The sequence below is a fragment of the Streptomyces sp. NPDC025806 genome, assembly GCF_055558275.1.
Genome location: NZ_JBVHMU010000006.1, coordinates 275,089 through 298,109, shown reverse-complemented (window position 1 = coordinate 298,109; position 23,021 = coordinate 275,089). Strand labels below are relative to the sequence as shown.

General features: G+C 72.6%; 21 protein-coding genes. 8 read left to right on the top strand and 13 right to left on the bottom strand.

Going from position 1 to position 23,021, the window contains the following annotated elements; all coding sequences use genetic code 11:
* Positions 1-8: 8 nt before the first annotated feature.
* Positions 9-1,127, bottom strand: a complete 1,119-nt coding sequence (locus tag ACZ4E1_RS16830; RefSeq protein ID WP_467539978.1) for an epoxide hydrolase family protein — start codon at positions 1,125-1,127, stop codon at positions 9-11.
* A gap of 144 nt (positions 1,128-1,271) precedes the next feature.
* Here ACZ4E1_RS16830 and ACZ4E1_RS16825 point away from each other — a divergent pair, with 144 nt between their 5' ends.
* The 3 genes from ACZ4E1_RS16825 to ACZ4E1_RS16815 all read left to right on the top strand — a co-directional run bounded on the left by ACZ4E1_RS16825 (position 1,272) and on the right by ACZ4E1_RS16815 (position 5,152).
* Entirely contained in the window at positions 1,272-1,730 is a 459-nt protein-coding gene (locus tag ACZ4E1_RS16825) for a MarR family winged helix-turn-helix transcriptional regulator (RefSeq protein WP_467539851.1), read from the top strand.
* Between the two features lie 142 nt (positions 1,731-1,872).
* Positions 1,873-4,095: an acetate--CoA ligase family protein gene (locus tag ACZ4E1_RS16820; RefSeq protein WP_467539850.1), complete on the top strand. Its 2,223-nt coding sequence runs from the start codon at positions 1,873-1,875 to the stop codon at positions 4,093-4,095.
* A gap of 253 nt (positions 4,096-4,348) precedes the next feature.
* Complete coding sequence (locus ACZ4E1_RS16815; protein WP_467539849.1) at positions 4,349-5,152, top strand: enoyl-CoA hydratase/isomerase family protein; 804 nt, start codon at positions 4,349-4,351, stop codon at positions 5,150-5,152.
* A gap of 6 nt (positions 5,153-5,158) precedes the next feature.
* On the opposite strand, the gene ACZ4E1_RS16810 is transcribed toward ACZ4E1_RS16815, so the two are convergent.
* Positions 5,159-6,061 (bottom strand): hypothetical protein, encoded by a 903-nt coding sequence (locus ACZ4E1_RS16810; RefSeq protein ID WP_467539848.1) that lies wholly within the window; start codon positions 6,059-6,061, stop codon positions 5,159-5,161.
* A gap of 83 nt (positions 6,062-6,144) precedes the next feature.
* Here ACZ4E1_RS16810 and ACZ4E1_RS16805 point away from each other — a divergent pair, with 83 nt between their 5' ends.
* On the top strand, positions 6,145-6,747 hold the full coding sequence (locus ACZ4E1_RS16805; RefSeq protein WP_467539977.1) for a flavin reductase family protein: 603 nt from the start codon (positions 6,145-6,147) through the stop codon (positions 6,745-6,747).
* A 19-nt stretch (positions 6,748-6,766) separates the two neighbouring features.
* Here the strand turns inward: ACZ4E1_RS16805 and ACZ4E1_RS16800 are convergent, their stop codons facing one another.
* Entirely contained in the window at positions 6,767-7,417 is a 651-nt protein-coding gene (locus tag ACZ4E1_RS16800) for an NAD(P)-dependent oxidoreductase (protein WP_467539847.1), read from the bottom strand.
* A gap of 144 nt (positions 7,418-7,561) precedes the next feature.
* Here ACZ4E1_RS16800 and ACZ4E1_RS16795 point away from each other — a divergent pair, with 144 nt between their 5' ends.
* Positions 7,562-8,467 carry a helix-turn-helix transcriptional regulator gene (locus tag ACZ4E1_RS16795; protein WP_467539846.1) on the top strand — a complete coding sequence of 302 codons (906 nt, stop codon included), beginning with the start codon at positions 7,562-7,564 and terminating at the stop codon, positions 8,465-8,467.
* Positions 8,468-8,902: 435 nt separating this feature from the next.
* Here the strand turns inward: ACZ4E1_RS16795 and ACZ4E1_RS16790 are convergent, their stop codons facing one another.
* Positions 8,903-10,207 (bottom strand): MFS transporter, encoded by a 1,305-nt coding sequence (locus tag ACZ4E1_RS16790; protein ID WP_467539845.1) that lies wholly within the window; start codon positions 10,205-10,207, stop codon positions 8,903-8,905.
* Positions 10,208-10,278: 71 nt separating this feature from the next.
* On the opposite strand from ACZ4E1_RS16790, the gene ACZ4E1_RS16785 reads away from it, so the two are divergent.
* Complete coding sequence (locus ACZ4E1_RS16785) at positions 10,279-11,295, top strand: GlxA family transcriptional regulator (protein ID WP_467539844.1); 1,017 nt, start codon at positions 10,279-10,281, stop codon at positions 11,293-11,295.
* On the opposite strand, the gene ACZ4E1_RS16780 is transcribed toward ACZ4E1_RS16785, so the two are convergent.
* The 4 genes from ACZ4E1_RS16780 to ACZ4E1_RS16765 form a co-directional block, all read right to left on the bottom strand.
* Positions 11,277-11,492: a hypothetical protein gene (locus ACZ4E1_RS16780; RefSeq protein WP_467539843.1), complete on the bottom strand. Its 216-nt coding sequence runs from the start codon at positions 11,490-11,492 to the stop codon at positions 11,277-11,279. The genes ACZ4E1_RS16785 and ACZ4E1_RS16780 overlap by 19 nt on opposite strands.
* Positions 11,493-11,599: 107 nt before the next feature.
* Positions 11,600-12,649, bottom strand: a complete 1,050-nt coding sequence (locus tag ACZ4E1_RS16775) for a Zn-dependent alcohol dehydrogenase (RefSeq protein WP_467539842.1) — start codon at positions 12,647-12,649, stop codon at positions 11,600-11,602.
* 9 nt (positions 12,650-12,658) lie between these two features.
* Positions 12,659-13,855: an acyl-CoA dehydrogenase family protein gene (locus ACZ4E1_RS16770; RefSeq protein WP_467539841.1), complete on the bottom strand. Its 1,197-nt coding sequence runs from the start codon at positions 13,853-13,855 to the stop codon at positions 12,659-12,661.
* A 29-nt stretch (positions 13,856-13,884) separates the two neighbouring features.
* Positions 13,885-14,796 carry an SDR family oxidoreductase gene (locus tag ACZ4E1_RS16765; protein ID WP_467539840.1) on the bottom strand — a complete coding sequence of 304 codons (912 nt, stop codon included), beginning with the start codon at positions 14,794-14,796 and terminating at the stop codon, positions 13,885-13,887.
* Positions 14,797-14,895: 99 nt separating this feature from the next.
* Here ACZ4E1_RS16765 and ACZ4E1_RS16760 point away from each other — a divergent pair, with 99 nt between their 5' ends.
* Positions 14,896-15,822, top strand: a complete 927-nt coding sequence (locus ACZ4E1_RS16760; protein ID WP_467539839.1) for a cyclase family protein — start codon at positions 14,896-14,898, stop codon at positions 15,820-15,822.
* 493 nt (positions 15,823-16,315) lie between these two features.
* Here ACZ4E1_RS16760 and ACZ4E1_RS16755 read toward each other — a convergent pair whose 3' ends face one another.
* The 4 genes from ACZ4E1_RS16755 to ACZ4E1_RS16740 form a co-directional block, all read right to left on the bottom strand.
* A complete protein-coding gene (locus tag ACZ4E1_RS16755; RefSeq protein ID WP_467539838.1) occupies positions 16,316-16,756 on the bottom strand; it encodes an ATP-binding protein in 441 nt (146 codons plus the stop codon).
* 476 nt (positions 16,757-17,232) lie between these two features.
* Positions 17,233-18,093 carry an acyl-CoA dehydrogenase family protein gene (locus tag ACZ4E1_RS16750; protein ID WP_467539837.1) on the bottom strand — a complete coding sequence of 287 codons (861 nt, stop codon included), beginning with the start codon at positions 18,091-18,093 and terminating at the stop codon, positions 17,233-17,235.
* A 2-nt stretch (positions 18,094-18,095) separates the two neighbouring features.
* The gene (locus tag ACZ4E1_RS16745; protein WP_467539836.1) at positions 18,096-19,232 is read right to left on the bottom strand and encodes an acyl-CoA dehydrogenase family protein; all 1,137 of its coding nucleotides are present in this window, start codon (positions 19,230-19,232) and stop codon (positions 18,096-18,098) included.
* 12 nt (positions 19,233-19,244) lie between these two features.
* Positions 19,245-20,438, bottom strand: a complete 1,194-nt coding sequence (locus ACZ4E1_RS16740) for an amidohydrolase family protein (RefSeq protein WP_467539835.1) — start codon at positions 20,436-20,438, stop codon at positions 19,245-19,247.
* 248 nt (positions 20,439-20,686) lie between these two features.
* Between ACZ4E1_RS16740 and ACZ4E1_RS16735 the strand changes: the two genes are divergently transcribed.
* Positions 20,687-22,219, top strand: coding sequence for a class I adenylate-forming enzyme family protein (locus ACZ4E1_RS16735; protein ID WP_467539834.1), 1,533 nt, complete (start codon positions 20,687-20,689; stop codon positions 22,217-22,219).
* A 220-nt stretch (positions 22,220-22,439) separates the two neighbouring features.
* On the opposite strand, the gene ACZ4E1_RS16730 is transcribed toward ACZ4E1_RS16735, so the two are convergent.
* A complete protein-coding gene (locus ACZ4E1_RS16730; RefSeq protein WP_467539976.1) occupies positions 22,440-22,934 on the bottom strand; it encodes an EF-hand domain-containing protein in 495 nt (164 codons plus the stop codon).
* Positions 22,935-23,021 lie beyond the last annotated feature (87 nt).

Genomic DNA, 23,021 nt, shown 5'->3' with positions numbered 1-23,021 from the left:
CGGGGTCGTCACGCGCGGGCGAACTCGTCGGCGGACTCCCGGGCGAGCGCCCGCGCGAGGAAGAACTCCCGGACGTCCCGCGCGAACGGCTCCGGCACCTCCATCGCCGCGAAGTGCCCGCCGTGCTCGAACTCCGACCAGTGCACGACGTCGTACAGCCGCTCGGCCAGCGGCCGCACCGACTGTGTGATGTCGTGCGCGAACACGGCGACACCGACCGGCACGGGGCACGGCAGCTTCGCGCCGCGCCCCGCGTCGTGGTGCAGCCGCGCCGAGGAGGCGGCCGTGGCGGTGAGCCAGTACAGCGACACGTCGGTGAGGATCCGCTCGTCGTCGACCGGTGTCGCGGGATCGGTCCAGGCGGCGAACCGCTCGGCGATCCAGACGAGTTGGCCGACGGGCGAGTCGGTCAGCGCGTAGCCGATCGTCTGCGGGGTGAGGGCCTGGAGCGCCTGATAGGGCGGCCGGTTCGCCATCAGCTGCCGGACCTTGTCGAGGCGGGCCTCGTCGCGCGCGGACAGGGTGAGGCCGGCCTCCGGGTCGGGCCGGGTCGGCAGGTAGTTGACGTGCACGCCGACGACCCGGTCGGGGGCGACCCCGCCGAGGGCGAGGGATATCCCGGCGCCGAAGTCCCCGCCCTGGGCGCCGTAGCGGTCGTACCCGAGCCGGTCCATCAGCTCGGCCCAGGCCCGCGCGATCCGCTCGGCGCCCCAGCCGCGCTCGTGGGTCGGCCCGGAGAAGCCATAGCCCGGGATCGACGGGACGACGAGGTGGAAGTCCCGGGACAGCGGCTCGATGACGTCGAGGAACTCCAGGAACGAGCCGGGCCAGCCGTGCGTGAGGACCAGCGGGAGCGCGTCCGGGTTCGCGGACCGTACGTGGACGAAGTGGATGTCCTGGCCGTCGATCTCGGTGACGAAGTGCGGCAGTTCGTTGAGCCGCGCCTCGTGCGCGCACCAGTCGTAGCGGGTGCGCCAGTGCTCGGCGAGCTCCTTCAGCCGGGCGAGCGGGAAGCCGTAGTCCCATCCGGCGTCCGCGAGCTCGTCGGGCCAGCGGGTGCGGGCCAGGCGGTCGGCCAGGTCGTCGAGGGCGGCCTGCGGGACGTCGATACGGAACGGCTTGATCACGGTCTTCACTCGCCATCACTCCCGGAAGCTTCATTAGTGGCTCTAACGTTCGTGCCACTAATGAAGCTAGACTGTTAGTGTCACTAACGCAAGAGTCGGGGGGCGAGAGCCGAGACCCGAGAGAGCGGCGGAAGCGGAGGCCCCATGAGCCCGACCCCCGAGCACACCCCCGGCCGGCTGCGCGCCATCCCCAGCCGCCTCCTCGCCGGAGCCTCGGCCGTGGCGGACCGGCTGGTCGGCGAGCGCCTGGCCGCCGAGGGCGCGCACAAGTGGCACTTCGCCGTGCTCGTCGCACTTTCCGAGGGCGGCCCCGCGAGCCAGGCCGAGCTCAGCCGCCGCACCGGCATCTACCGCAGCGACATGGTCGCCGTCCTGAACGAGCTGTCGGACACCGACTGCGTGAGCCGCGAGCCCGACCCCGCCGACCGCCGGCGCAACGTCATCACGCTCACCGAGGCGGGGCGGCGCCGCCTGGAGCGGCTCGACGCGCTCATCACCGACGCCCAGAGCGAGCTGCTCGCACCGCTCGGCACGGACCAGCGGGACGACCTCGTCCGCCTGCTCACGGCCGTCCTGGAGCACCACCGCCCGGCGCATCCCTGAGCAGGCGCCACACATCCGCCCCAGCCTTTGCCTGCAGCCCTGTTCCTGACACAGTGTCAGTTGAGTAATCTGACTAAGCGTCAGCTATTGGTTTTTGCAGCGGCCATGCGCCACCGGCCAACCTCACAGGAGCGGGCGGACGATGCTTGGATCGACATACGGCACCCTGACCACCGACTCCCGCCGGGCCCGCGTGATCGCCTGCGGGGAACAGCCCGGCCCCGCCGTCCACGGCAGGGCGGGAGCCGACGACGCCGACGTCAGCGGGCGCCCGCTGAGCGCCGACGTGCCGGACCTGGACCGGTTCTTCCGGCCCGAGTCCGTCGCGGTCGTCGGTGCCTCGGACGCCGAAGGGCGGCCCAACACCGGGATCACCCGGCAGCTCATGGCCTGGGCGGAGCGGGTCGGCGCCCGGCTCCACCCGGTGCATCCGACCCGCGAGAGCGTGTTCGGCCTCGACTGCGTGCCGACCGTCGCCGAGCTGCCCGAGCAGGTCGACCTCGCGGTTCTCCTCGTCGGGGACCCGCTCCCCGTCATCGAGCAACTCGCCGACACGAAGGTGAAGTTCGCCGTGGCCTTCGCCTCCGGGTTCGCGGAGACGGGCGAGGAGGGCGCCGCCGCGCAGGAGCGGCTCGCCGAGGCCGTGGCCCGCTCCGGGCTCCGGCTGCTCGGCCCGAACACCAACCTCAACGCCTTCGAGAAGTTCCGCGAGGACCTCGACGGGCCGGCCATCGCGCTGATCACCCAGTCGGGACACCAGGGCCGCCCCGTCTTCACCCTCCAGGAGCTCGGCATCCGGCTCTCGCACTGGGCGCCGACGGGCAACGAGGCGGATCTGGAGACCTCCGACTTCATCTCGTACTTCTCCCAGCGGCCCGAGGTCGGCGCCATCGCCTGCTACGTGGAGGGCCTCAAGGACGGGCGGTCCTTTCTGCTCGCCGCCGACCGGGCCGCCCGCGCCAAGGTGCCGGTCGTCGCCGTGAAGGTGGGGCGCACCGAGACCGGCGCCCGTACCGCCGCCTCCCACACCGGCAAGCTGACCGGCGCCGACACCGTCGTGGACGCGGCGATGCGGCAGTTCGGCGTGATCCGCGTGGACGGGCTCGACGAACTCCAGGACACCGCCGCGCTGTTGGCGCGGGCCAGGCCGCCGAAGGCCGACGGGGTCGTCGTGTACTCGATCTCCGGCGGCACCGGCGCCCACTTCTCCGACCTCGCGACGGCGGGCGGGCTGAACCTGCCCGTGCTGTCCGAGGCCAAGCAGGCCGAACTGCACCAGTGGATACCGGAGTACCTGAACGTCTCGAACCCCGTCGACAACGGCGGGCACCCGGTGGGCGACTGGCGCGGCCGGAAGATCATCGACGCGATCCTCGCCGATCCGTCCGTCGGCGTGCTGATCTGCCCGATCACCGGCCCGTTCCCGCCGATGAGCGACAAGCTGGCGCAGGACCTCGTGGACGCGGCCGAGCAGACCGACAAGCTGGTGTGCGTCATCTGGGGATCGCCGGTCGGCACCGAGGACGCGTACCGCGAGACGCTGCTCGGCTCGTCGCGGGTCGCGACCTTCCGTACGTTCGCCAACTGCGTCACCGCCGTCCGCGCCCACCTGGAGCACCACCGCTTCACCGCCTCCTACCGCTCGCCGTTCGAGGACGCGCCGCGCACCCCGTCCCCGTCCTTCCGCAAGGCGCAGGCCCTGATGCGGCCCGGCAAGCAGCTCAGTGAGCACGCGGCCAAGCAACTGCTGCGCGCCTACGGGATCCGGGTGCCGCGCGAGCAGCTCGTGACCAGCGCGGCGGCGGCGGTGCGCGCGGCCTCGCTCGTCGGCTATCCGGTCGTCATGAAGGCGTCGGCGCCGCAGCTCGCCCACAAGTCCGAACTGGGCCTGGTGAAGGTCGGGTTGACGTCCGCGAGTCAGGTGCGGGACGCGTACCGCGAGCTGACCGACATCGCCCGCTACGAGGGCATCGACCTCGACGGGGTCCTGGTGTGCCAGATGGTGGAGCGCGGCGTCGAGATGGTCGTCGGCGTCACGCACGACGAGCTGTTCGGGCCGACCGTGACGGTGGGGCTCGGCGGGGTCCTCGTGGAGGTGCTCCAGGACACGGCGGTACGGGTGCCGCCGTTCGGCGAGGACCAGGCGCGGGCGCTGCTCGGGGAGCTGCGCGGGCGGGCGCTGCTCGACGGGGTGCGGGGGGCTCCGCCGGCCGATGTCGACGCGCTGGTGGAGGTGATCCTGCGGGTCCAGCGGATGGCGTTGGAGCTGCACGACGACCTGGCCGAGCTGGACATCAACCCGCTGATGGTGCTGCCGCGCGGGCAGGGGGCGGTGGCGTTGGACGCGCTTGCCGTGTGCCGGTGAGGGGTGGGCCGGCCCGGGGACGCGTCCCGTGGGGTGCGTCCCCGGGGGGTGCGTCCCGTGGGGTGCGTCCCGCGGGACACGCCCCGTGAGGCACGTCCCGTGAGACACGTCCCGTGAGGTGAATCGCCCCCGCCGCCCCTTCCCGTCCCGTCCCTGGGGGCTGCGCCCCCAGACCCCCCTTGTCGGCCTTCGGCCTCGTCCTCAAGCGCCGGACGGGCTGTAGGGGCCGAACCCACGAACGGAGAGTCGCACCATGACCGAGACCGTCGCCGAGACCGTTCTGCACCGCTTCGAGGACGGGGTCTGCTGGATCACGCTCAACCGGCCCGAGGCGATGAACGCCGTCACCTGGGACCAGCGCGAGCGCGTCATCGCGCTGCTCGCGGACGCCTCCGCCGACCCGGACGTGCGCGCCGTCGTCCTCACCGCCACCGGCAAGGGCTTCTGCGCGGGCGCCGATCTGCGCGGCGGCCCGGCCGAGACGCGGGAGCGGGTCACCGGGGACATCGCGCGGACCATCCAGCGGGGTGCGCAGCGGCTGATCGCGGCGGTCCTGGACTGTGAGAAGCCGGTGATCGCTGCGGTGAACGGCACGGCGGCCGGGATCGGCGCCCATCTCGCGTTCGCCTGCGACCTCGTGCTCGCCGCCGAGTCGGCGCGGTTCATCGAGGTGTTCGTGCGGCGCGGTCTGGTGCCGGACGGGGGCGGCGCCTATCTGCTGCCCCGGCTGATCGGCCCGCAGCGCGCCAAGGAGCTGATGTTCTTCGGCGACGCGCTGCCGGCCGCGGAGGCGGAGCGGCTCGGGCTGGTCAACCGGATCGTGCCCGACGAGGAGCTGGCGAAGACGGCCCGCGCCTGGGCGGAGCGGCTCGCGACGGGCCCGACCCGGGCGCTGGCCCTGACCAAGCAGTTGGTGAACGCGTCCCTGGACAGCGACCGGGCGGCGGCTTTCGCGGCGGAGGCGGTCGCGCAGGAGCTCAACATGGGGACGCGGGACGCGCAGGAGGGCGTCGCCAGTTTCGTGGAGCGCCGCTCGGCGACGTACGAGGGACGGTGAACCGGCCTACCTCGCGCGACGCGTGAGGATGTGGAGGTCGCCCGCGTCCGGGTCGCCGAACAGGACGTAGAGCTCGGGGTCCTCGCGGGTGCCGCCGATGGTCCAGCGCAGGGTGATGTTGGTGCAGGCGGGCACCTCGATCTCGACACCGGCGCCCCCGGACGCGTCCCCGGCCCGCCGGGACCAGGTGCCGGTGCCGGTGCAGCGGGAGAACTCGGGGTCGCCCGGCTCGGCCGACGCGAACAGGTCCTCGGCCGGGAGCCGGGTCAGCCGGGCCCGGCCGTCGGCGTCCAGGCGCAGCGCGGCGCCGTCGTCCGCGTCGCGCCACTCGGCGACCAGCTCGCCGCGCGTGAGCACGGGCGGCTCGTACACCGGCAGGAGCCCGACGCCCTGGGCGACGGCTCCGGCGAGGAGGGTGAGCACGGCGAGCAGTCCGCCGCCGAACAGGCCGGTGGCCCACATCCGCAGCCGGCGCCGCACCCACCGCCACGGGCGGGTGGCGACGTACACGGGGAAGGCGCAGAAGGCGGCGCAGGCCAGGAGGTTCGTCGCGTACGAGGAAAGGCCGAGGGCGGTGGGCAGTACGGCCCAGGCGGCGGCGACCAGGAGTACGGCGAGGGTGCGGGCGCGCCGACGGGGGCCGGGGACGCGGGCGGCCAGGACGTCGCCGAGCGCCAGCGCGGGGAGTGCCTGCACGGCGCACTGCAACCAGCCGAGGAACGGCAGCACGATCGGCGCGAAGATCATCACGCAGGCCAGGCCGATGCTGTTGAAGCCCTGGCCGTAGGTGTTGTCGTCGAAGGCCGCGACCATCGCCAGAGCGCCCGCGACCGGCAGCTGAAGCGTGCACGCGGCGGCCATCAGCTCGGCGTCGCCGGCCGCGCCCGGCTCCTTCTTCTCCCACCCCATGTCCGGGAACCTACGCGAGCCGTCCTCCGGGCCCGTCGCACCCCTTCCCATCTGACGCACCGTCAGCTTCAATGAAAAACATGATGGGACACGCAGGGATGGCGGCCACCGTCGTCCGGTACCTCAGGTCGGTCGGCGCCCCCACCGCGGCCCCGGTCGAGCCGCTGCCCCGCCCCGACCTGCGGGCGGTCCGCGACGACGAGCGGGCGCCCGTGGATCCCGCGGAGTTCCGGCGCGTGCTCGGATCCTTCGCGTCCGGGGTCACGATCGTCACCGCGCCCGGCGAGCAGCCCGCCGGGTTCGCCTGCCAGTCCTTCGCCTCACTGTCCCTGGACCCGCCGCTCGTGGCGTTCATGGTCGCCCGTACGTCGACGACCTGGCCGCGGATCGCCCGCGCGGGCGTCTTCTGCGTCAACGTGCTGGCGGCCGACCAGGGCGAGCTGTGCCGCGGGTTCGCGGTCAGCGGGGCCGACAAGTTCGCCGGGGTCGCGTACGACGCGGCGCCCGTCTCCGGTTCCCCGCGCCTGGACGGCGCCGCCGCCTGGATCGACTGCGTGATCCACGCGGTGCACACCGGGGGCGACCACCTGATCGTCGTCGGCCGCGTCACATCCCTGGGCACGGGCGCCGAGGGCGCCGCCCCGCTCCTGTTCCACCAGGGCCGCTTCGCGACCCTCGCCGACTGAGGGCGCGGCCCGGGGCCGGTCAGTAGCCGACGGTGAAGCGCTGCCCGCGGTGGCGGGGCGTCTCGATCTCGTCGAGAACGGCGACGGCGTAGTCCTCGACCGACACGGCGCTCTCGCCGGCCGCGTCCGTGACGAGGTCCTCCAGGGCCGTGCGGTAGCCGCCGGTGCGCTCGCCGGGGGCGATGTGGGCGGCGGGGCTGATGTTGGTCCAGTCGACGTCGGTGACGGTCCGGTAGTGGTCCAGGGCGTCACCGTGGGCGTGCATGATCTCCAGCAGGAAGCCGGGGAGACCCGGGGCGTCCCAGACCTGCTTGCCGTCGGGGGTGCGCAGCGAGCCGGCGCCGCCGACCGCGACCAGCCGCGGGGCATGCTCGCCGAGGGCGCGCAGACCCTCGGTGAGAGCGACGGCGGAGGGCTTGATCGTGGCGATGTGGCCGGGGCCGTCACCGCCGCCCACCGCGCTGACGACGACGTCCTGACCCTTCGCGACGGCGGTCACCGAGCGGGCGTCGAGGGCGTCGCCGGTGACGACGGTCAGGTCGGCGTGGCGCTCGGTCACCTTGGCGGGGTCACGGACGACCGCGGTGACGGTGTGGCCGCGCTCCAGCGCCTCGCGGACGATGGCGGAACCGATGGTGCCGTTGGCGCCGAGGACAGCGATGTTCGTCATGGCAATACTCCGAAGCTGCGTGGTAGAAGTCAGTCATCGATCTCGGGAGAGACGCTGGACGGCCTGCCGACCGTCCCCTCGCCTTCTCCCACATCAAACATAGGGACCCCGAGGGTTTCCGCCCAGGTACGGCAAGGTCAGGCCATGGTGAAAAACGGACATGCCGCGATCCAGGAGATCGCCTACGCCCCGCCGCCGGCCGCCGCGGCCGGGATCGAGGTGCTGACGATCGCCGAACTGCGCGAGCGCATGCTGCGCGGCGGCCCGGAAGCCGTCCGGGACGCCGAGGGGGCCGGGCACCCGCAGCGCCCCGAGTTCCACCTGCTGCTCGCCGTGCGCCGGGGGCGGCTGTCGCACATGGTCGACTTCGCGGACCACGACCTGACCGACGGCGGCTGGCTGTGGGTGCGGCCCGGGCAGGTACAGCGGTTCGGCGACCTCAGCACGGCGTCCGGCACGCTCGTCCTGTTCCGGCCCGACGTCCTCGACCCCGCCACCGCGGCGGACGTCCATCTCGACGACCCGTTCGGCCGCGCCCTGTGGCAGACCGCCGGCGAGGACGCCGCCCCCCTCGACCAGGCCCTCGGCCATCTCGCGGACGAGTACCGCGCCACCGGCCTGCCCGAGCACACCCGCGCGGCGATCCTCCAGCGCCTGCTCGCCGTGCTCCTGCTGCGCCTGACCCATCTGGCCGCGCCGTCAGCCACCACGAGCCCCGAGCACGCGGACACCTTCCAGCGGTTCCGGGCCGCCGTCGAGCGGGACTACACCCGGGCCCGGGACGTCGGGCACTACGCCCGCACCCTCGGCTACGCGCCCCGCACCCTGACCCGGGCCGCGCTCGACGCCTCCGGCGTCGGGGCCAAGGAGTTCATCGACCGCCGCGTCGTCCTGGAGGCCAAACGCCTCCTCGCCCACAGCGACGACCCCGTCTCCCAGATCGCCACCCGCCTCGGCTTCCTCGACACCAGCAACTTCGTCAAGTACTTCACCCAACGCACCACCACGACCCCAGCGACCTTCCGCTCCGCTTTCCGCCCGGCCCCCTAGCCCCGCGCCCCTTGGGTGACTGCCACGCCCGGCCGTCGCCCGACTGCTGCGCCGTCGTGGCTGATCGCGCAGTTCCCCGCGCCCCTGAAGGCACACTCCGTGCGCCCCAGGGGCTTGCCGGTCGCGCCCCGCGACGGAGTCGCTGATCGGACACAGCCCCGCGCCCCTGGAGATACGCACTTCGTGCGCGATCTCCATAGGGGCGCCGCCCCATCGGGGAAATGCGGCGCGAAGCGCCATGCATTTCAGGGGCGCGGGGAACTGCGCGACCAGCCCCCACCGGGCCCGCGGCCGCCGACGATTCAGGTGCGACCAACTGCCCCTGGGGGGGCGCACGGAGTGTGCCCTTCAGGGGCGCGGGGAACTGCGCGAGACGGAGCCACCGGGCGGCACCCGGCGGCGATCGTCAGCCCCTACGGCGGCACCGCCCCGAACTCACACAGCCCGCACAGGCTCCCCCGCCCCCCGACGAATCACCAGCGCCATCAGCGCCGCGACCGCGCACAGGCCCCCCGACGCGTACCAGACCACGTCGTACGAGCCGAAGACGTCCCGGGCCACGCCGCCCAGGAACGCCACGACCGCCGCTCCCACCTGGTGGGACGCGAGGACCCAGCCGAAGACGATCGCCGAGTCCTCGCCGTAGTGCTCACGGCACAGCGCGATGGTCGGCGGCACGGTGGCGACCCAGTCGAGCCCGTAGAAGACGATGAAGAACAGCATCGGCGGGTGGACGGACGGGGCGAGCAGCATCGGGAGGAAGAGCAGGGAGACGCCGCGCAGCGCGTAGTACACGGCCAGCAGCCGCCGCGCCGAGAACCGGTCCGTGAACCAGCCGGAGGCGATCGTGCCGACGACGTCGAAGACCCCGATGACGGCGAGCAGCGAGGCCGCGGCGGTGACCGGCATGTGGTGGTCGTGCGCGGCGGGCACGAAGTGCGTCTTGACGAGCCCGTTCGTCGAGGCGCCGCAGATCGCGAAGGTCCCGGCGAGGAGCCAGAAGGGCCCGGTGCGCGCGGCCCGGGCGAGCACCCCGACGGCCCGCCGAGCGGCCCCCCGCACCGGCTCCGGCTTCGGCACGAACGCCTCGGCCCCGTACGGCTTCACGCCCACGTCGGCCGGGTGGTCCCGCAGGAGCAGCCACACGAAGGGGACGACGGCGAGCGCGGCGAGCGCGACGGTGACGGCGGCCGGACGCCAGTCGTGCCGGGTGACGATCCAGGAGAGGAGAGGCAGGAAGACGAGCTGGCCGGAGGCGCCGGCCGCGGTGAGGATGCCGGTGACGAGCCCGCGCCGGGCCACGAACCAGCGGTTGGTGACGGTCGCCGCGAAGGCGAGCGCCATCGAGCCGCTGCCGAGGCCCACCAACACCCCCCAGCACAGGACGAGTTGCCAGGCGGCGGTCATCCACACGGTGAGCAGGGATCCGGCCGCGATGACGGTGAGCGCCACCGCGACGACCCTGCGGATGCCGAAGCGGTCCATGAGCGCGGCGGCGAACGGCGCCGTGACCCCGTAGAGGGCGAGGTTCACGGACACGGCGAAGCCGATCGTGCCGCGGGACCAGCCGAACTCCGCGTGGAGCGGCTCGATGAGCAGTCCGGGCAGCGAGGCGAAGGCGGCGGCGCCGATGATCGTCACGAAGGTGACCGCGGCCACGGCCCAGGCCCAGAAGGGTGCGCTGCCGCCACCGGAGGCGGCCCTGCCGGGGGCCGCGGAGTTCTGCGTAGTCGTCGTCACGGGGTAGAGCCTGCGGCAGCGCGCCCCGCCGATCGAGTGGCCCGAATGCCATCCTTCGCTAGGATCGGGCCATGACCGCTGACCGGCACCGTGTCGTCGTCCTGGCCCTCGACGGGGTCATCCCGTTCGAGCTGGGCATCCCGCAGCGCATCTTCGGCCGCGCCCGCACCGCCGCGGGCGAGCCCTTGTACGAGGTCCTGACCTGCGGCGTCCGCGGTCCGGGCGCGGTGATGACGGACGCCGACTTCGCGATCCTCGTGGAGCACGGGCCGCAGGCGCTGGCCTCGGCGGACACGGTGATCGTCCCGGCCTCGTACGAGCTGGGGCCGGTCTACGAGGAGGGGCGGCTCACGCCCGAGCTGGCCGCGGCCCTCGCCCACGTACGGCCCGGTACGCGCATGGTGTCGATCTGCACCGGCAGTTGGGTGCTCGCGGCGGCCGGCCTGCTCGACGGGCGGCCCGCGACGACGCACTGGGCGGACGCGGAGGCGTTCCAGCGGATGTTCCCGGCGGTGCGGGTGGACGCCGACGTGCTGTTCGTCGACGACGGGGACGTGCTGACCTCGGCCGGGGTCGCCGCCGGCATCGACCTGTGTCTGCACCTGGTGCGCCGCGACCACGGCGCGGCCGTCGCCAACGACGTGGCCCGGCGCACCGTCGTGCCGCCGCACCGCGACGGCGGCCAGGCCCAGTACGTGCACCGGCCGGTGCCCGAGCCGGGCCTCGCCTCCACAACCGCCGCGCGCGCCTGGGCGCTGGCCCGGCTGCACGAGCCGATCCAGCTGCGGGACATGGCGGAGCAGGAGTCCATGTCGGTGCGCACGTTCACCCGGCGCTTCCGCGAGGAGGTCGGGGTGAGCCCCGGCCAGTGGCTGACCGGGCAGCGCGTCGAGCGCGCCCGGCACCTGCTGGAGACCTCCGACCTGGGCATCGACCAGGTCGCGCGGGAGTCGGGCTTCGGCACGGCCCAGTCGATGCGCCAGCACCTTCAGGCCGCGCTCGGCGTGACCCCGACCGCGTACCGCCGCACCTTCCACCGCGCGACGGGCGCCGCCGGCGGAGGCCGGGATCACCTCCTGGGGCGGTAGTCCCCGATGTTCGGCATCGTGTTGTGCTGCGCGAACGCGTTGTACTGATACTTGTTGCCGACCGCCTGAACGCGGCTGTCCTGCTCGATGCGCAGGCCCTCCGCGGTCTCCGTCATGCTGCGGCGCCGCACGATCTTCCACATCAGCAGGCCCGCCACGAGGCCGAGCACTCCGAACAGGACCAGGACCGTCGCCATCGCGTACCCCCGTCTCCAGGGACGGGCCCCCGGCCCGCCCACCGTCCTTTCACGATAGGCGAGCAGCCCCGGGCACGGAAGAAGGTCCAGGCCACCCGGGGGCACTGTCAGAAGGTCAGCACGCCGCGTGCGACACGGCCCGCCTCGGCGTCCTCGACCGCCTTGGCGAAGTCCTCGACCGGGTAGGTGCGGGTCACCAACTCGTCCAGCAGCAGCCGCCCTTCGGCGTACAGGTCCGCGTACAGCCGGATGTCGCGCTGGGGGCGCGAGGAGCCGTAGCGGCAGCCGAGGACCGACTTGTCGAGGAAGAGCTGGGCGGGCACGAAGGTGGCCTCGGCGTCGGCGGCCGGCATGCCGAGGAGGACGGCTTGCCCGTGCCGGTCGAGGAGGTCGATCGCGGCCCGGATCAGCCCGACGTGACCCACGCACTCGAAGACGTGGTCGGCGCCGTCGGGCAGCACGTCGCGCACCTGCGCCAGGTCGGTGAGGAACTCGGTCGCCCCGAACTGCCGGGCGACCTCCTCCTTCGCCGGGTTGGTGTCCACGGCGACGATCTTCAACGCGCCCGCGATCCGGGCCCCTTGGAGGACGTTGAGACCGACGCCGCCCGTGCCGATGACGACGACGGAGTCGCCGCGGTCGACCCGGGCCCGGTTGAGGACCGCGCCGACGCCGGTGAGGACGCCGCAGCCGATGAGCGCGGCCGAGGTCAGCGGTATCTCCTTCGGGATCTTCACCGCCTGGACGGCCTTGACGACGGTCCGCTCGGCGAACGCCGAGTTCGACGCGAACTGGAACAGCTTCTTGTCCCCGCGCGAGAACGGCCGGCCCGGCATCCCGATCGCCTTGCGGCACATCGTGGGCCGGCCCCGGTCGCACTCGGCGCAGGCCCCGCAGTTGGCGAGCGTGGACAGCGACACGTGGTCGCCGGGCTCCACGTGCGTCACCCCGGCCCCGATCGCCTCCACGACCCCGGCGCCCTCGTGCCCGAGCACGACCGGCCTCGGGAACGGGATCGTCCCGTCGATCACCGACAGGTCGCTGTGGCACAGCCCCGCCGCCGCGACCTTGACGAGCACCTCCCCCGGCCCCGGGTCGCGTACCTCCAAGTCGTCGACCACCACGGCCTGTTCGCCGTCGAACACCACACCCCGCATGACGCCTCCCTAGGGCCTTTCCTTCGGTAGCCCGAGCACGCGCTCGGCGATGATGTTGCGCTGGATCTCGTCGGAGCCGCCGTAGATGGTGTCGGCCCGCGTGAACAGGAACAGGCGCTGCTGCGCGTCGAGTTCGTAGGGCCGCTCCGGCGACCAGTCGGCGGGCCCGACGGCCGCCGCGGGCCCGCGCACGGACAGCGCGAGCTCGCCGAGCCGCTGGTGCCAGCCGCCCCACAGCAGCTTGGCGACACTGGGCGCACCCGCGGCCCCGGCGTCGTCGGCGCCGCCGAGGGTGCGCAGCGCGTGCCAGCGCATGGTGCGCAGTTCGGCCCACAGCCGTACGAGCCGGTCCGCGATCACCGGGTCGTCGACCGCGCCGGACTTCACGGCGGTGCGGGTCACCTCGCGCAGTTCCTCGGCGAAGCCGATCTGCTGGGCGAGCGTCGACACCCCGCGCTCGAAGCCGAGCAGCCCCATCGCGACCCGCCAGCCGCCGCCCTCCTCGCCGACGAGGTCCTCGGCGAGCGCCCCTTCGAAGAACACCTCGTTGAACTCGCTGGTGCCGGTCAGCTGCCGGATCGGCCGTACGTCGATCAGGCCCGGCTGGTCCATCGGGACGAGCAGGAACGACAGGCCGTGGTGGCGGCGCGAGCCCGGCTCGGTGCGGGCGAGCACGAAGCACCGGTCGGCCTCGTGCGCGAGCGAGGTCCACACCTTCTGCCCGGTGACCCGCCAGCGTCCGTCGGCGTCGCGCACCGCGGTGGTGCGCAGCGAGGCGAGGTCGGAGCCGGCGCCCGGCTCGCTGTAGCCCTGGCACCACAGTTCCTCGCCGCGCGCGATCGGCGGGAGGTACCGGCGCCGCTGCTCCTCGGTTCCGTACGCGAGGAGGGTGGGGGCCAGGAGGTTCTCGCCGATGTGGCCGTAGCGGCCCGGCGCCCGGACCCGCGCGTACTCCTCCGCCCACACGACCTGCTCGGTCAGCGAGGCGACTCGGTTGCCGTACCCGGACGCGCTCCAGCCGAGGCCGATCCAGCCACCTTCGCCCAACTCGCGTTCCCAGGCGCGCCGTTCGGCGCCGCCCTCGTGCTCACTGCCCGGTCCTCCGCGCCCCACGGCGGCCGCGAACCGGCCGACGAGATGCTCCTCCAGCCAGCTCCGCGCCTCCTGCCGGAAGGCCTCGTCCCCGTCCCCGAACCCGAACTCCACGCCGTCACCGCCTCCTCACGAGGGTGGGTCTACTGGTTGGGCCGTTCCTTGGCCGCCGCGGCCCGCGCCATCTCCTCGAGCTTGGCGAGCATCGGCATCGGGTCGGTGCCGACGGTCCCGGGCAGGAAGTCGGCGATCTTCTCGGGCGTCCACGGCCCGTCGGCGTACCCGGCGCGCAGCTCGCGCGGCTGGGCCCACACGGCGATCTTCGGTCCGGCGACGGTGTAGACCTGCCCGGTGATCTTCTCCTCGCGGGCCCGCTCGCTGAGCAGGTAGACGACGAGCGCGGCCACGTCCTCGGGCTCGCCGATCTCCTTGAGCTCCATCGGCACGTTGGCCGACATGCGGGTACGGGCGACGGGGGCGACGGCGTTCGCGGTGACCCCGTACTTGTTGAGGCCGAGGGCGGCGCTGCGCACGAGCGAGATGATGCCGCCCTTGGCCGCGCTGTAGTTGGCCTGCGCGACGGAACCCTGGTGGTTGCCGCTGGTGAACCCGATGAGGGTGCCGGTCCCCTGCTTGCGCATGACCGCGGACGCGGCGCGGAAGACGGTGAAGGTGCCCTTCAGGTGGGTGGCGACGACCGGGTCCCACTCCTGCTCGGACATGTTGAACAGCATCCGCTCGCGCAGGATCCCGGCCACGCACACGACGCCGTCGAGCCGCCCGTACTCCTCGATCGCCACGTCGACGATCCGCTGGCCGCCCGCCATCGTGGACACGTCGTCGGCGACGGCGACGGCGGTGCCGCCGGCCGCCTCGATCTCCTTGACCACCCCGAGCGCCACCTCGGAGGTGGGTTCACCGCCCTCGATGGACACCCCGTAGTCGTTGACGATCACCTTCGCGCCCTGCTCGGCGCAGGCGAGCGCAACGGCCCGCCCGATGCCCCGGCCCGCTCCGGTGACGGCCACGACCTTGCCAGCCAAGAAGTTCCCCACGCCCGGCCCCTTCCCGCAGTTTCTGACGACCCGTTAGATTTCCTTCGTTCGGATTCTACGACCCGTCAGATACCGGAACACAAGACCCGGGAGGCCCCGATGCCGCTGCCCGCCGAGTTCCACGACATCGCCAAACGCGTGAACAACTGGGGGCGTTGGGGGGAGGCCGACGAGATCGGCACCCTGAATCTCGTCACGGACGAGGTGGTCCGGGAGGCCGCCGCCGAGGTCCGCACGGGGCGCCGGGTGCCGCTCGCGCTGCCCCTCAAGGAGGACGGCGTGCAGTCGGGGCTCATCCCCGGGCGCATCAACCCGTTCCACACGATGGTGCAGATCAACCAGCAGATCTTCGGCCCCGAGACCGTCGCCACCAGCGACGACGCGGTGACCATGGGCCTCCAGGCGGCCACCCACTGGGACGCGCTCACCCATGTCTCGCACTCGGGCCGCATCTACAACGGCCGCTCCGCCGACACGATCACGGCGCACCGGGGCTCCGAGTTCAGCGGCATCGACAAGATCCCGCACATCGTCTCGCGCGGGGTGCTGCTCGACGTGGCCGCGGCGAAGGGGCTCGACCGGCTGCCCGGTGACCACGCGGTCACTCCTCAGGACCTCGACGAGGCGGCGGAGTTCGGGCGGGTCACGGTGCGCTCCGGTGACATCGTCCTGGTCCGCACCGGGCAGATCCAGGTCTACCTGGCCGGCGACAAGCACGGGTACGGGTATCCGTCGCCGGGGCTGTCCGTCCGCACGCCCGAGTGGTTCCACGCCCGTGACGTGGCCGCCGTCGCCAACGACACCCTGACCTTCGAGATCTTCCCCCCGGAGATCGAGAACCTCTGGCTGCCCGTCCACGCCCTCGACCTCGTCGAGATGGGCATGCTCCAGGGTCAGAACTGGAATCTGGAATCCCTGTCCACAGCCTGTGGAGAAGCGGGACGCTACGCGTTCCTCCTGACCGCCATGCCGGAACCCTTCCAGGGAGCAACGGGCACTCCAGTGGCCCCGGTGGCCGTCTTCTAGGACACCGGCACCCACTCCCCCCAGGGGCTCCGCCCCGGCCCCCGCTCCTCAATCGCCGGAGGGGCTAGCTCTTCGACTCTCCCGCCGCGGGGGCTGATCGCGCAGTTCCCCGCGCCCCTCGGGTGGGTGCCACGCCCGGCCGTCGCTCGACTGCTGCGCCGTCGTGGCTGGTCGCGCAGTTCCCCGCGCCCCTGGAGATGCGCACTTCGTGCGCCATCTCCATCCGGCGGCCATCTGTCGGGGAAATGCGACCCGAAGGGTCTGCATTTCAGGGGCGCGGGGCTGTGTCCGATCAGCGACTCCGTCGCGGGGCGCGACCCGCAAGCCCCTGGGGCGCACGGAGTGTGCCTTCAGGGGCGCGGGGAACTGCGCGACCAGCCCCCACCGGCCCGCACCCGCAATACGACCGCCCCGCCCACGGCGAACCGCACCCGACAACCAACCGCACCCGGCGACGAAACCGCACCCGCCAGACACACACCCGCCCCCACCCTCAGGCGGACGCCCCCACCACGGTCCCGCCGCCCAAAGACGCCCCGAGCTCCAACCGATCCAGCTCCACCCAGATCGCCTTGCCGACGCCCTCGGGCCGCCATCCCCAGCGATCCGCCAGCACATCCACCAGCTCCAGGCCCCGCCCATTCGTCTCGGAGCCCTCCGCGTGCCGCGGCGCCGGCGGCCGCGAACTCACGTCGGCCACCTCCACCCGCACCACGCCCGAGCCCGCCGGAAGGGCGAGCCGGAGCACCGCGGGGCGCCCCGTGTGCACCACCGCGTTCGTCACGAGCTCGGACACGAGCAGGATCAGCGTCTCGGCCACCGGCTCATCGGCCTCTATCCCCGACCCGGCGAGCCGTGAACGCGCCCACCTGCGGGCCCGACCCACTTCCGCGGGGTCGGCCCCGACCTCCAGCTGAACCTGAAGCACCTGCACCGCTCACACCATCCGAATCCGGCGGGACCGTTGGAGTTCTGCCTCGCGCCACTGACCACACTGGCCACGGAGCGGGATCACGGACCGTGATCCCCGTACGACACAGCATGGTTGACGTACAGTCACCCCAACAAGCGCTTCGGGCATATTCCAGCGCGAAGGAGTACGTGTGCGGCATACTGTGCGACGCGTCTCGCGGGGGGTCGAACAGGCGGGCACGCGGCTCCGCCCTGCACTGCGAACGGCGGGCAACCCGGGGTCCGGAGCCACCTCACCGGCGACACCGGCACAGACGCCCGGGTTCAGCACCACTCGCATCTGCCACAAGGTACCGGAGCCGGGGGCCGACTCCATGCCGTGACGAGCCCCGCGAAGGACACAACCCGATATCGGACGCACCGTCACTCTCCGTACGGCACAGGCCCTGACGCCAGAGCCTGACACACCGCCCCGCACCGCGGCCCCGGCCACCCTCGTCACAGCGCCGCCGCCAGCACCTCCTCCGCGTCCCGCGCGCTCCCGGCGAGCCCGGCCCGCGCCCACGCCCGCTTCAGATGCAGATGCACGTCGGCCTCCCAGGTGAAGCCCATGCCGCCGTGCACCTGGAGGCAGTCCCGCGCCCCCCGCACCGCGGCCTCGTCGGCGAGCAGCCGGGCCGCCGCGACCTCGACGGGATCCCGGGTGACGGCCGCGGCGTACACGGCGGCCCGCGCCACCTCCACCCGCACGAGCAGGTCCGCGCACAGGTGCTTGACGGCCTGGAACGCGCCGATCGGCTGCCCGAACTGCTCGCGCTGCCGGGCGTGCCCGACCGCCATCTCCAGGGTGCGCCCCGCCGAGCCGAGCTGCTCGGCCGCGTACAGGAGCGTCGCCTCCTGCGGTACGGGCGCCTCGTCGGGGAGGCGGTGCAGGGGGGTGAGCGGGTCCACGGAGTCCGTCGCCAGGGCCCCGGCCACGTCCCCGCGTACGACGTCCGCCGCGTCGGCCCAGGGCAGCAGTGCCCCGTACGGGCAGGTCACGACGGTCTCGCCGGTCGCGGCGCCCGGCACCTCGCCGGCCGCGAGGAACGTGGCGACGAGGGGGCCCGGCACGAGCGCCCGGCCCAGTTCCTCGAACACCACGACGGCCTCGGGCAGTCCGAGCCCGACGCCGCCCGCGTCCTCGGGCAGGCACAGGCCGAAGAGTCCGGCCCCCGCGAGCTCCGTCCACAGGTCCCGGTCGAGCTCGCCCGGCCGGTCCACGGCGGCGCGCAGCGCGTCCCGCCCGAACCGCCCGTCGAGCAGCTCGCGGATGCCCGTACGCAACGCCCGTTGTTCTTCGGTCAGTTGGAAGTGCACGCCTACCGGCCCCCCTTGGGCAGTCCGAGGATGCGCTCGGCCACGATGTTGCGCTGGATCTGCGAGGTGCCGGCGGCGATCGTGTACGACAGCGAGGACAGCCGGTCGAAGGTCCACTCCTGACCGGCGTCGAGAGCGGCGGGCCCGAGCACGTCGGCGGCGACGTCGAAGAGCTTCTGGCGCGCGTGCGAGTACCGCAGCTTGAAGACGGAGCCGCCGACCCCGGGCACCCCGCCGGTGGCCTGCGCCTCGCTCACGTTCCACTGGGTGAGCCGCCACAGGGCGCTGAACTCGGCGTTCAGCAGGGCCAGTTCGCGGCGCAGGACGGCGTCGTCCCAGCGCCCCGACTTACGGGCGTGCGCGGCCAGCTCACCGAGGACGCGACGGCAGGCGACGACCTCGCCGACGAACGCGGTGCCGCGCTCGAAGGACAGGGTCACCATGGTGACGCGCCAGCCGTCGTTCTCCTCGCCGACCCGGTTGCCGACCGGGATCCGTACGTCGTCGAGGAACATCTCGGCGAACTCGGTGGACCCGGCGAGCGTGCGCAGCGGCCGCACCGTGATGCCCGGGGCGTCCATCGGCATCGCGAGCCAGGTGATGCCGCGGTGCTTGGGGGCGTCGGGGTCGGTGCGCACGAGCAGCTCGCACCAGTCGGCGACCTCGGCGTGCGAGGTCCATATCTTGGAGCCGCTGACGACGTAGTGGTCGCCCTCGCGGCGGGCGCGGGTGCGCAGGGCGGCCAGGTCGGAGCCGGCGTCGGGCTCGCTGAAGCCCTGGCACCAGACCTCGTCGCCGCGCAGCACGGGCTGCAGCCAGCGCTCCTTCTGCGCGGCGGTGCCCTCGGCGGCGATGGTCGGCCCGGCGTGCAGCAGGCCGACGAAGTTGGCGCCGACGTACGGGGCGCCCGCCTTCTCGGTCTCCTCCAGGAAGATCAGCCGGGTGGTCGGGGAGGCGCCCCAGTGCACGTCCCCGTACCCGGCGTCGTGCAGGCGCCGCTGCCAGCCGGTGTCATAGACGCGCCGGCCCGGCCAGTCGGTGGCCGCCGGCTTGGGCGGCAGGGCGGGCAGCGCCGCGCTCAGCCATTCCCGCAGCCGGGCCCGGAAGTCCTCTTCCTCTTCGGTGTAGGTGAGATCCACGGACCGCCCCCGTCACTTGTCGAGGTCGAGGTCGAGCATGCGGATGGCGTTGCCGCGCATCAGCTTGTAGATCGTCTCGTCGTCGAGGCCCTTCACGTGGTCGAGGGCGACCTCCTTGGTGTTCGGGAAGGTCGAGTCGACGTGCGGGTAGTCGGTCTCAAAGGTCGCGTTGTCCCGGCCGACGACGTCGAGCGAGGCGACGCCGTGCTTGTCGCGGAAGAAGCAGCAGAACATCTGCCGGTAGTAGTACGTGGACGGCGGCTCGGGGATCAGGTCGCGCACTCCGCCCCAGGCGCGGTGCTCCTCCCACACGTCGTCGGCGCGCTCCAGGGCGTACGGGATCCAGCCCATCTGGCCCTCGCTGTAGGCGAGCTTGAGCCGCGGGTACTTCACGAGCACCCCGCTGAACAGGAAGTCCATCATCGAGGCCATCGCGTTGTTGAAGCTGAGGCTGGCCTGGACGGCGGGCGGGGCGTCGGGGGACGCGGCGGGCATCTGGGACGAGGACCCGATGTGCATGTTCACGACGGTGCCGGTCTCCTGGCACACGGCGAAGAACGGGTCCCAGTACCCGGAGTGGATGGACGGCAGGCCGAGGTAGGTCGGGATCTCGGAGAAGGTGACGGCGCGCACGCCGCGGGCCGCGTTGCGGCGGATCTCGGCGACGGCGAGGTCGATGTCCCACAGCGGGATGATGCACAGCGGGATGAGCCGGCCGCCGCTGTCGCCGCACCACTCCTCGACCATCCAGTCGTTGTAGGCGCGCACGCAGGCGAGCGCGACCTCCTTGTCCTTGGCCTCGGCGAAGGTCTGCCCGCAGAAGCGCGGGAAGGTCGGGAAGCAGAGGCTGGCCTCGACGTGGTTGAGGTCCATGTCGGCGAGCCGCGCCTTCGGATCCCAGCAGCCGCGCCGCATCTCGGCCCGGGTGATGCCCTCCAGGGTCATGTCGTCGCGGTCGAAGCCGACGGCGGCGATGTTGCGCTTGTACGGGAACTTCAGGTCCTCGTAGATCCACCAGTCGGTGGGCGGGCCGTCGGGGTCCATCGTGATCTGGTACTTGCCGGCGACGTACGCGAGCTCACCGATGCCCGCGGTGAGCGCCTTCGGTCCGCGGTCCCGGTACTTCGCCGGCAGCCAGGTCTCGAAGAGGTGGGCCGGTTCGATCACATGGTCGTCGACACTGACGATGCGCGGCAGTTCCGTCATGGAAAACCCCTCAGCTCCGGTGGCCCGCTGGCCCGATATCTGATGACCCGTCAGATGGAAGGCTAGCCCCGCACCCCTGGACCGACAAGAAGCGCGGGCTTACGCTCTGCCCCGTATCTGACTCCCCGTCAGCTTGAGTCCGGCGGGGCCAGTCGCCCCGGTTGCCTCTCTCTCGCTCTCGCTCTCGTTCTCGTTCTCGTTCTCGTTCTCGTTCTCGTTCTCGTTCTCGTTCGCAGGGGGTCACGCACATGACGGACACCGCACACGCCCTGGGGGCCGCCCGCACCCTGTGGGAGCTGGTCGAGCGCCGCGCCGCCCTCACCCCAGACCGGCCCGTCCTGATCCAGGGCGACCGCACCCTGACGTTCGGGCAGCTCAGGGACCGTGCCGAGCGCGTCGCGGCCGGCCTGTACGAGCGCGGGGTGCGCCCCGGCAGCGTCGTCGCCTGGCAGCTGCCCACCCGCATCGAGACGGCCCTGCTCTCCTTCGCCCTGGCCCGCCTCGGCGCCGTCCAGAGCCCCGTCATCCCCTTCTACCGGGACCGCGAGGTCGGCTTCGCGCTGCGCGAGTCGGGCGCCGAGTTCTTCGCGACCCCGGGCGTGTGGCGCGGCTTCGACCACACCGCGATGGCACACCGGCTCGGTGCGCGCGGCGTCTTCGAGGCCTACGCGGACCTGCCCGAGGCCGACCCCTCGGTCCTGCCGCCGCCGCCCGCCGACGGCACGACGGTCCGCTGGATCTACTGGACCTCCGGCACGACCTCCGACCCCAAGGGCGTCCTGCACACCGACCGCTCCCTCATCGCGGGCGGCTCCTGCCTCGCCCACGCCCTGCACCTCACCGAGTCCGACGTGGGCTCCATGGCGTTCCCGTACGCGCACATAGCGGGCCCGGACTACACGGTGATGCTGCTCCTGTACGGCTTCCCGGCCGTCATGTTCGAGCAGTTCGCGCTGCCCGACGCGCTGGAGGAGTACCGCCGCCACGGAGTGACCGTCGCCGGCGGCTCGACGGCCTTCTACTCCATGTTCCTGACGGAGCAGCGCAAGGCGCCGACCGAAAAACTGATCCCGACCCTTCGCCTCCTGGCGGGCGGCGGAGCACCGAAACCCCCCGAGATCTACCACTCCGTGGTCCGCGAGATGGACGTCCAGCTCACGCACGGGTACGGCATGACCGAGGTCCCGATGATCACGATGGGCGCCCCGGACGACACGGCCGACAACCTGGCCACCACCGAGGGCCGCCCGCCCTCGGGCATGTCCATCCGGATCGTCGACGCAGACGGCAAAGAGGTGCCCGCCGGGGTCGACGGCGAGGTCCGCCTGCGCGGCGAGGCCGTCTGCCAGGGCTATCTGAACCCGGCCCAGAGCGCGGAGGCCTTCGACGCCGACGGCTACCTCGTCACCGGCGACCTCGGCCACGTCCTGCCCACCGGCCACCTCGTCCTCACGGGCCGCGCGAAGGACATCATCATCCGCAAGGGCGAGAACATCTCCGCGAAGGAGATCGAGGACCTCCTCCACGCCCACCCCGCGGTCCAGGACGCGGCCGTCATCGGCCTCCCCGACCCCGAACGCGGCGAACGCGTCTGCGCCGTCCTCGAACTCCGCCCCAGCGCCCCCGAACCAACCCTCCCCGACCTGACCGCCTACCTACGCGCCGAGGGCCTCTCCACCTTCAAACTCCCCGAACAACTAGAAATCCTCCCGACCCTCCCCCGCAACGAAACCCTCCGCAAAACCCTCAAGTACAAACTCCGAGAACAGTTCACGTCCTAGACCCTGGCTCGCGAACCAACACGCCCCTGGGACACGCGAAGCGTGTCTTCAGGGGCGCGGGGCTGTATCCGATCAGCGACTCCGTCGCGGGGCGCGAACCAACACGCCCCTGGGGCGCACGAAGTGTGCCTTCAGGGGCGCGGGGAACTGCGCGAGCAACCACGACGACACGTGTACCCGACCACGAAGCGGCGGAGCTACGGCGGCGCCGGGGACCCGGTTACTCGGGGACCGTGAAGTAGCGGGCGAAACCACCCACCGCCTCGTCCTCCGAGATCCGCCCGTCCCCGTCGGCATCGAGCGCCGCGACCGCCGCGGAAGCCACCCCCGCCTCGACCCCGAGCACCTTCAACACCCGCTCCGCGTCCCCACGGTCCAGATCCCCGGCCCCACCGGCGACGGCGATCGCCCCGCGCAGAAACGGCCGGGCGATCTCGGCGAACCGCCCGGGGTTGTCCCGCAGCCGCTTCACGGCCCCGGTGACGAACTCCTCCCGGGTCACCCGCTGGTCCCCGTCCACATCGGCGATTCCGGCCATGCCCTGCCAGAACGCCTCCGCCCCGGCGAACAGCGCCTGCCCCCGCTCGGAGCGCGCCGGCACCCCGAACTCGGCGAGCAGCGCCTTCGCCGCGACGGTGAAGTCCTCGCGGTCGATGTAACCGTTCCCGTCCTGGTCGAAGCCGGCGAACCGGGTAGCGATCCTCCGCTCGTCCATGCTCATGGGCCGCCTCTCGCATCGGTGGGGTGGGGTTCTCCGCATCGGAGCGTACGACGAAGAGCCGCACCGGGACGCCGAAGTGCG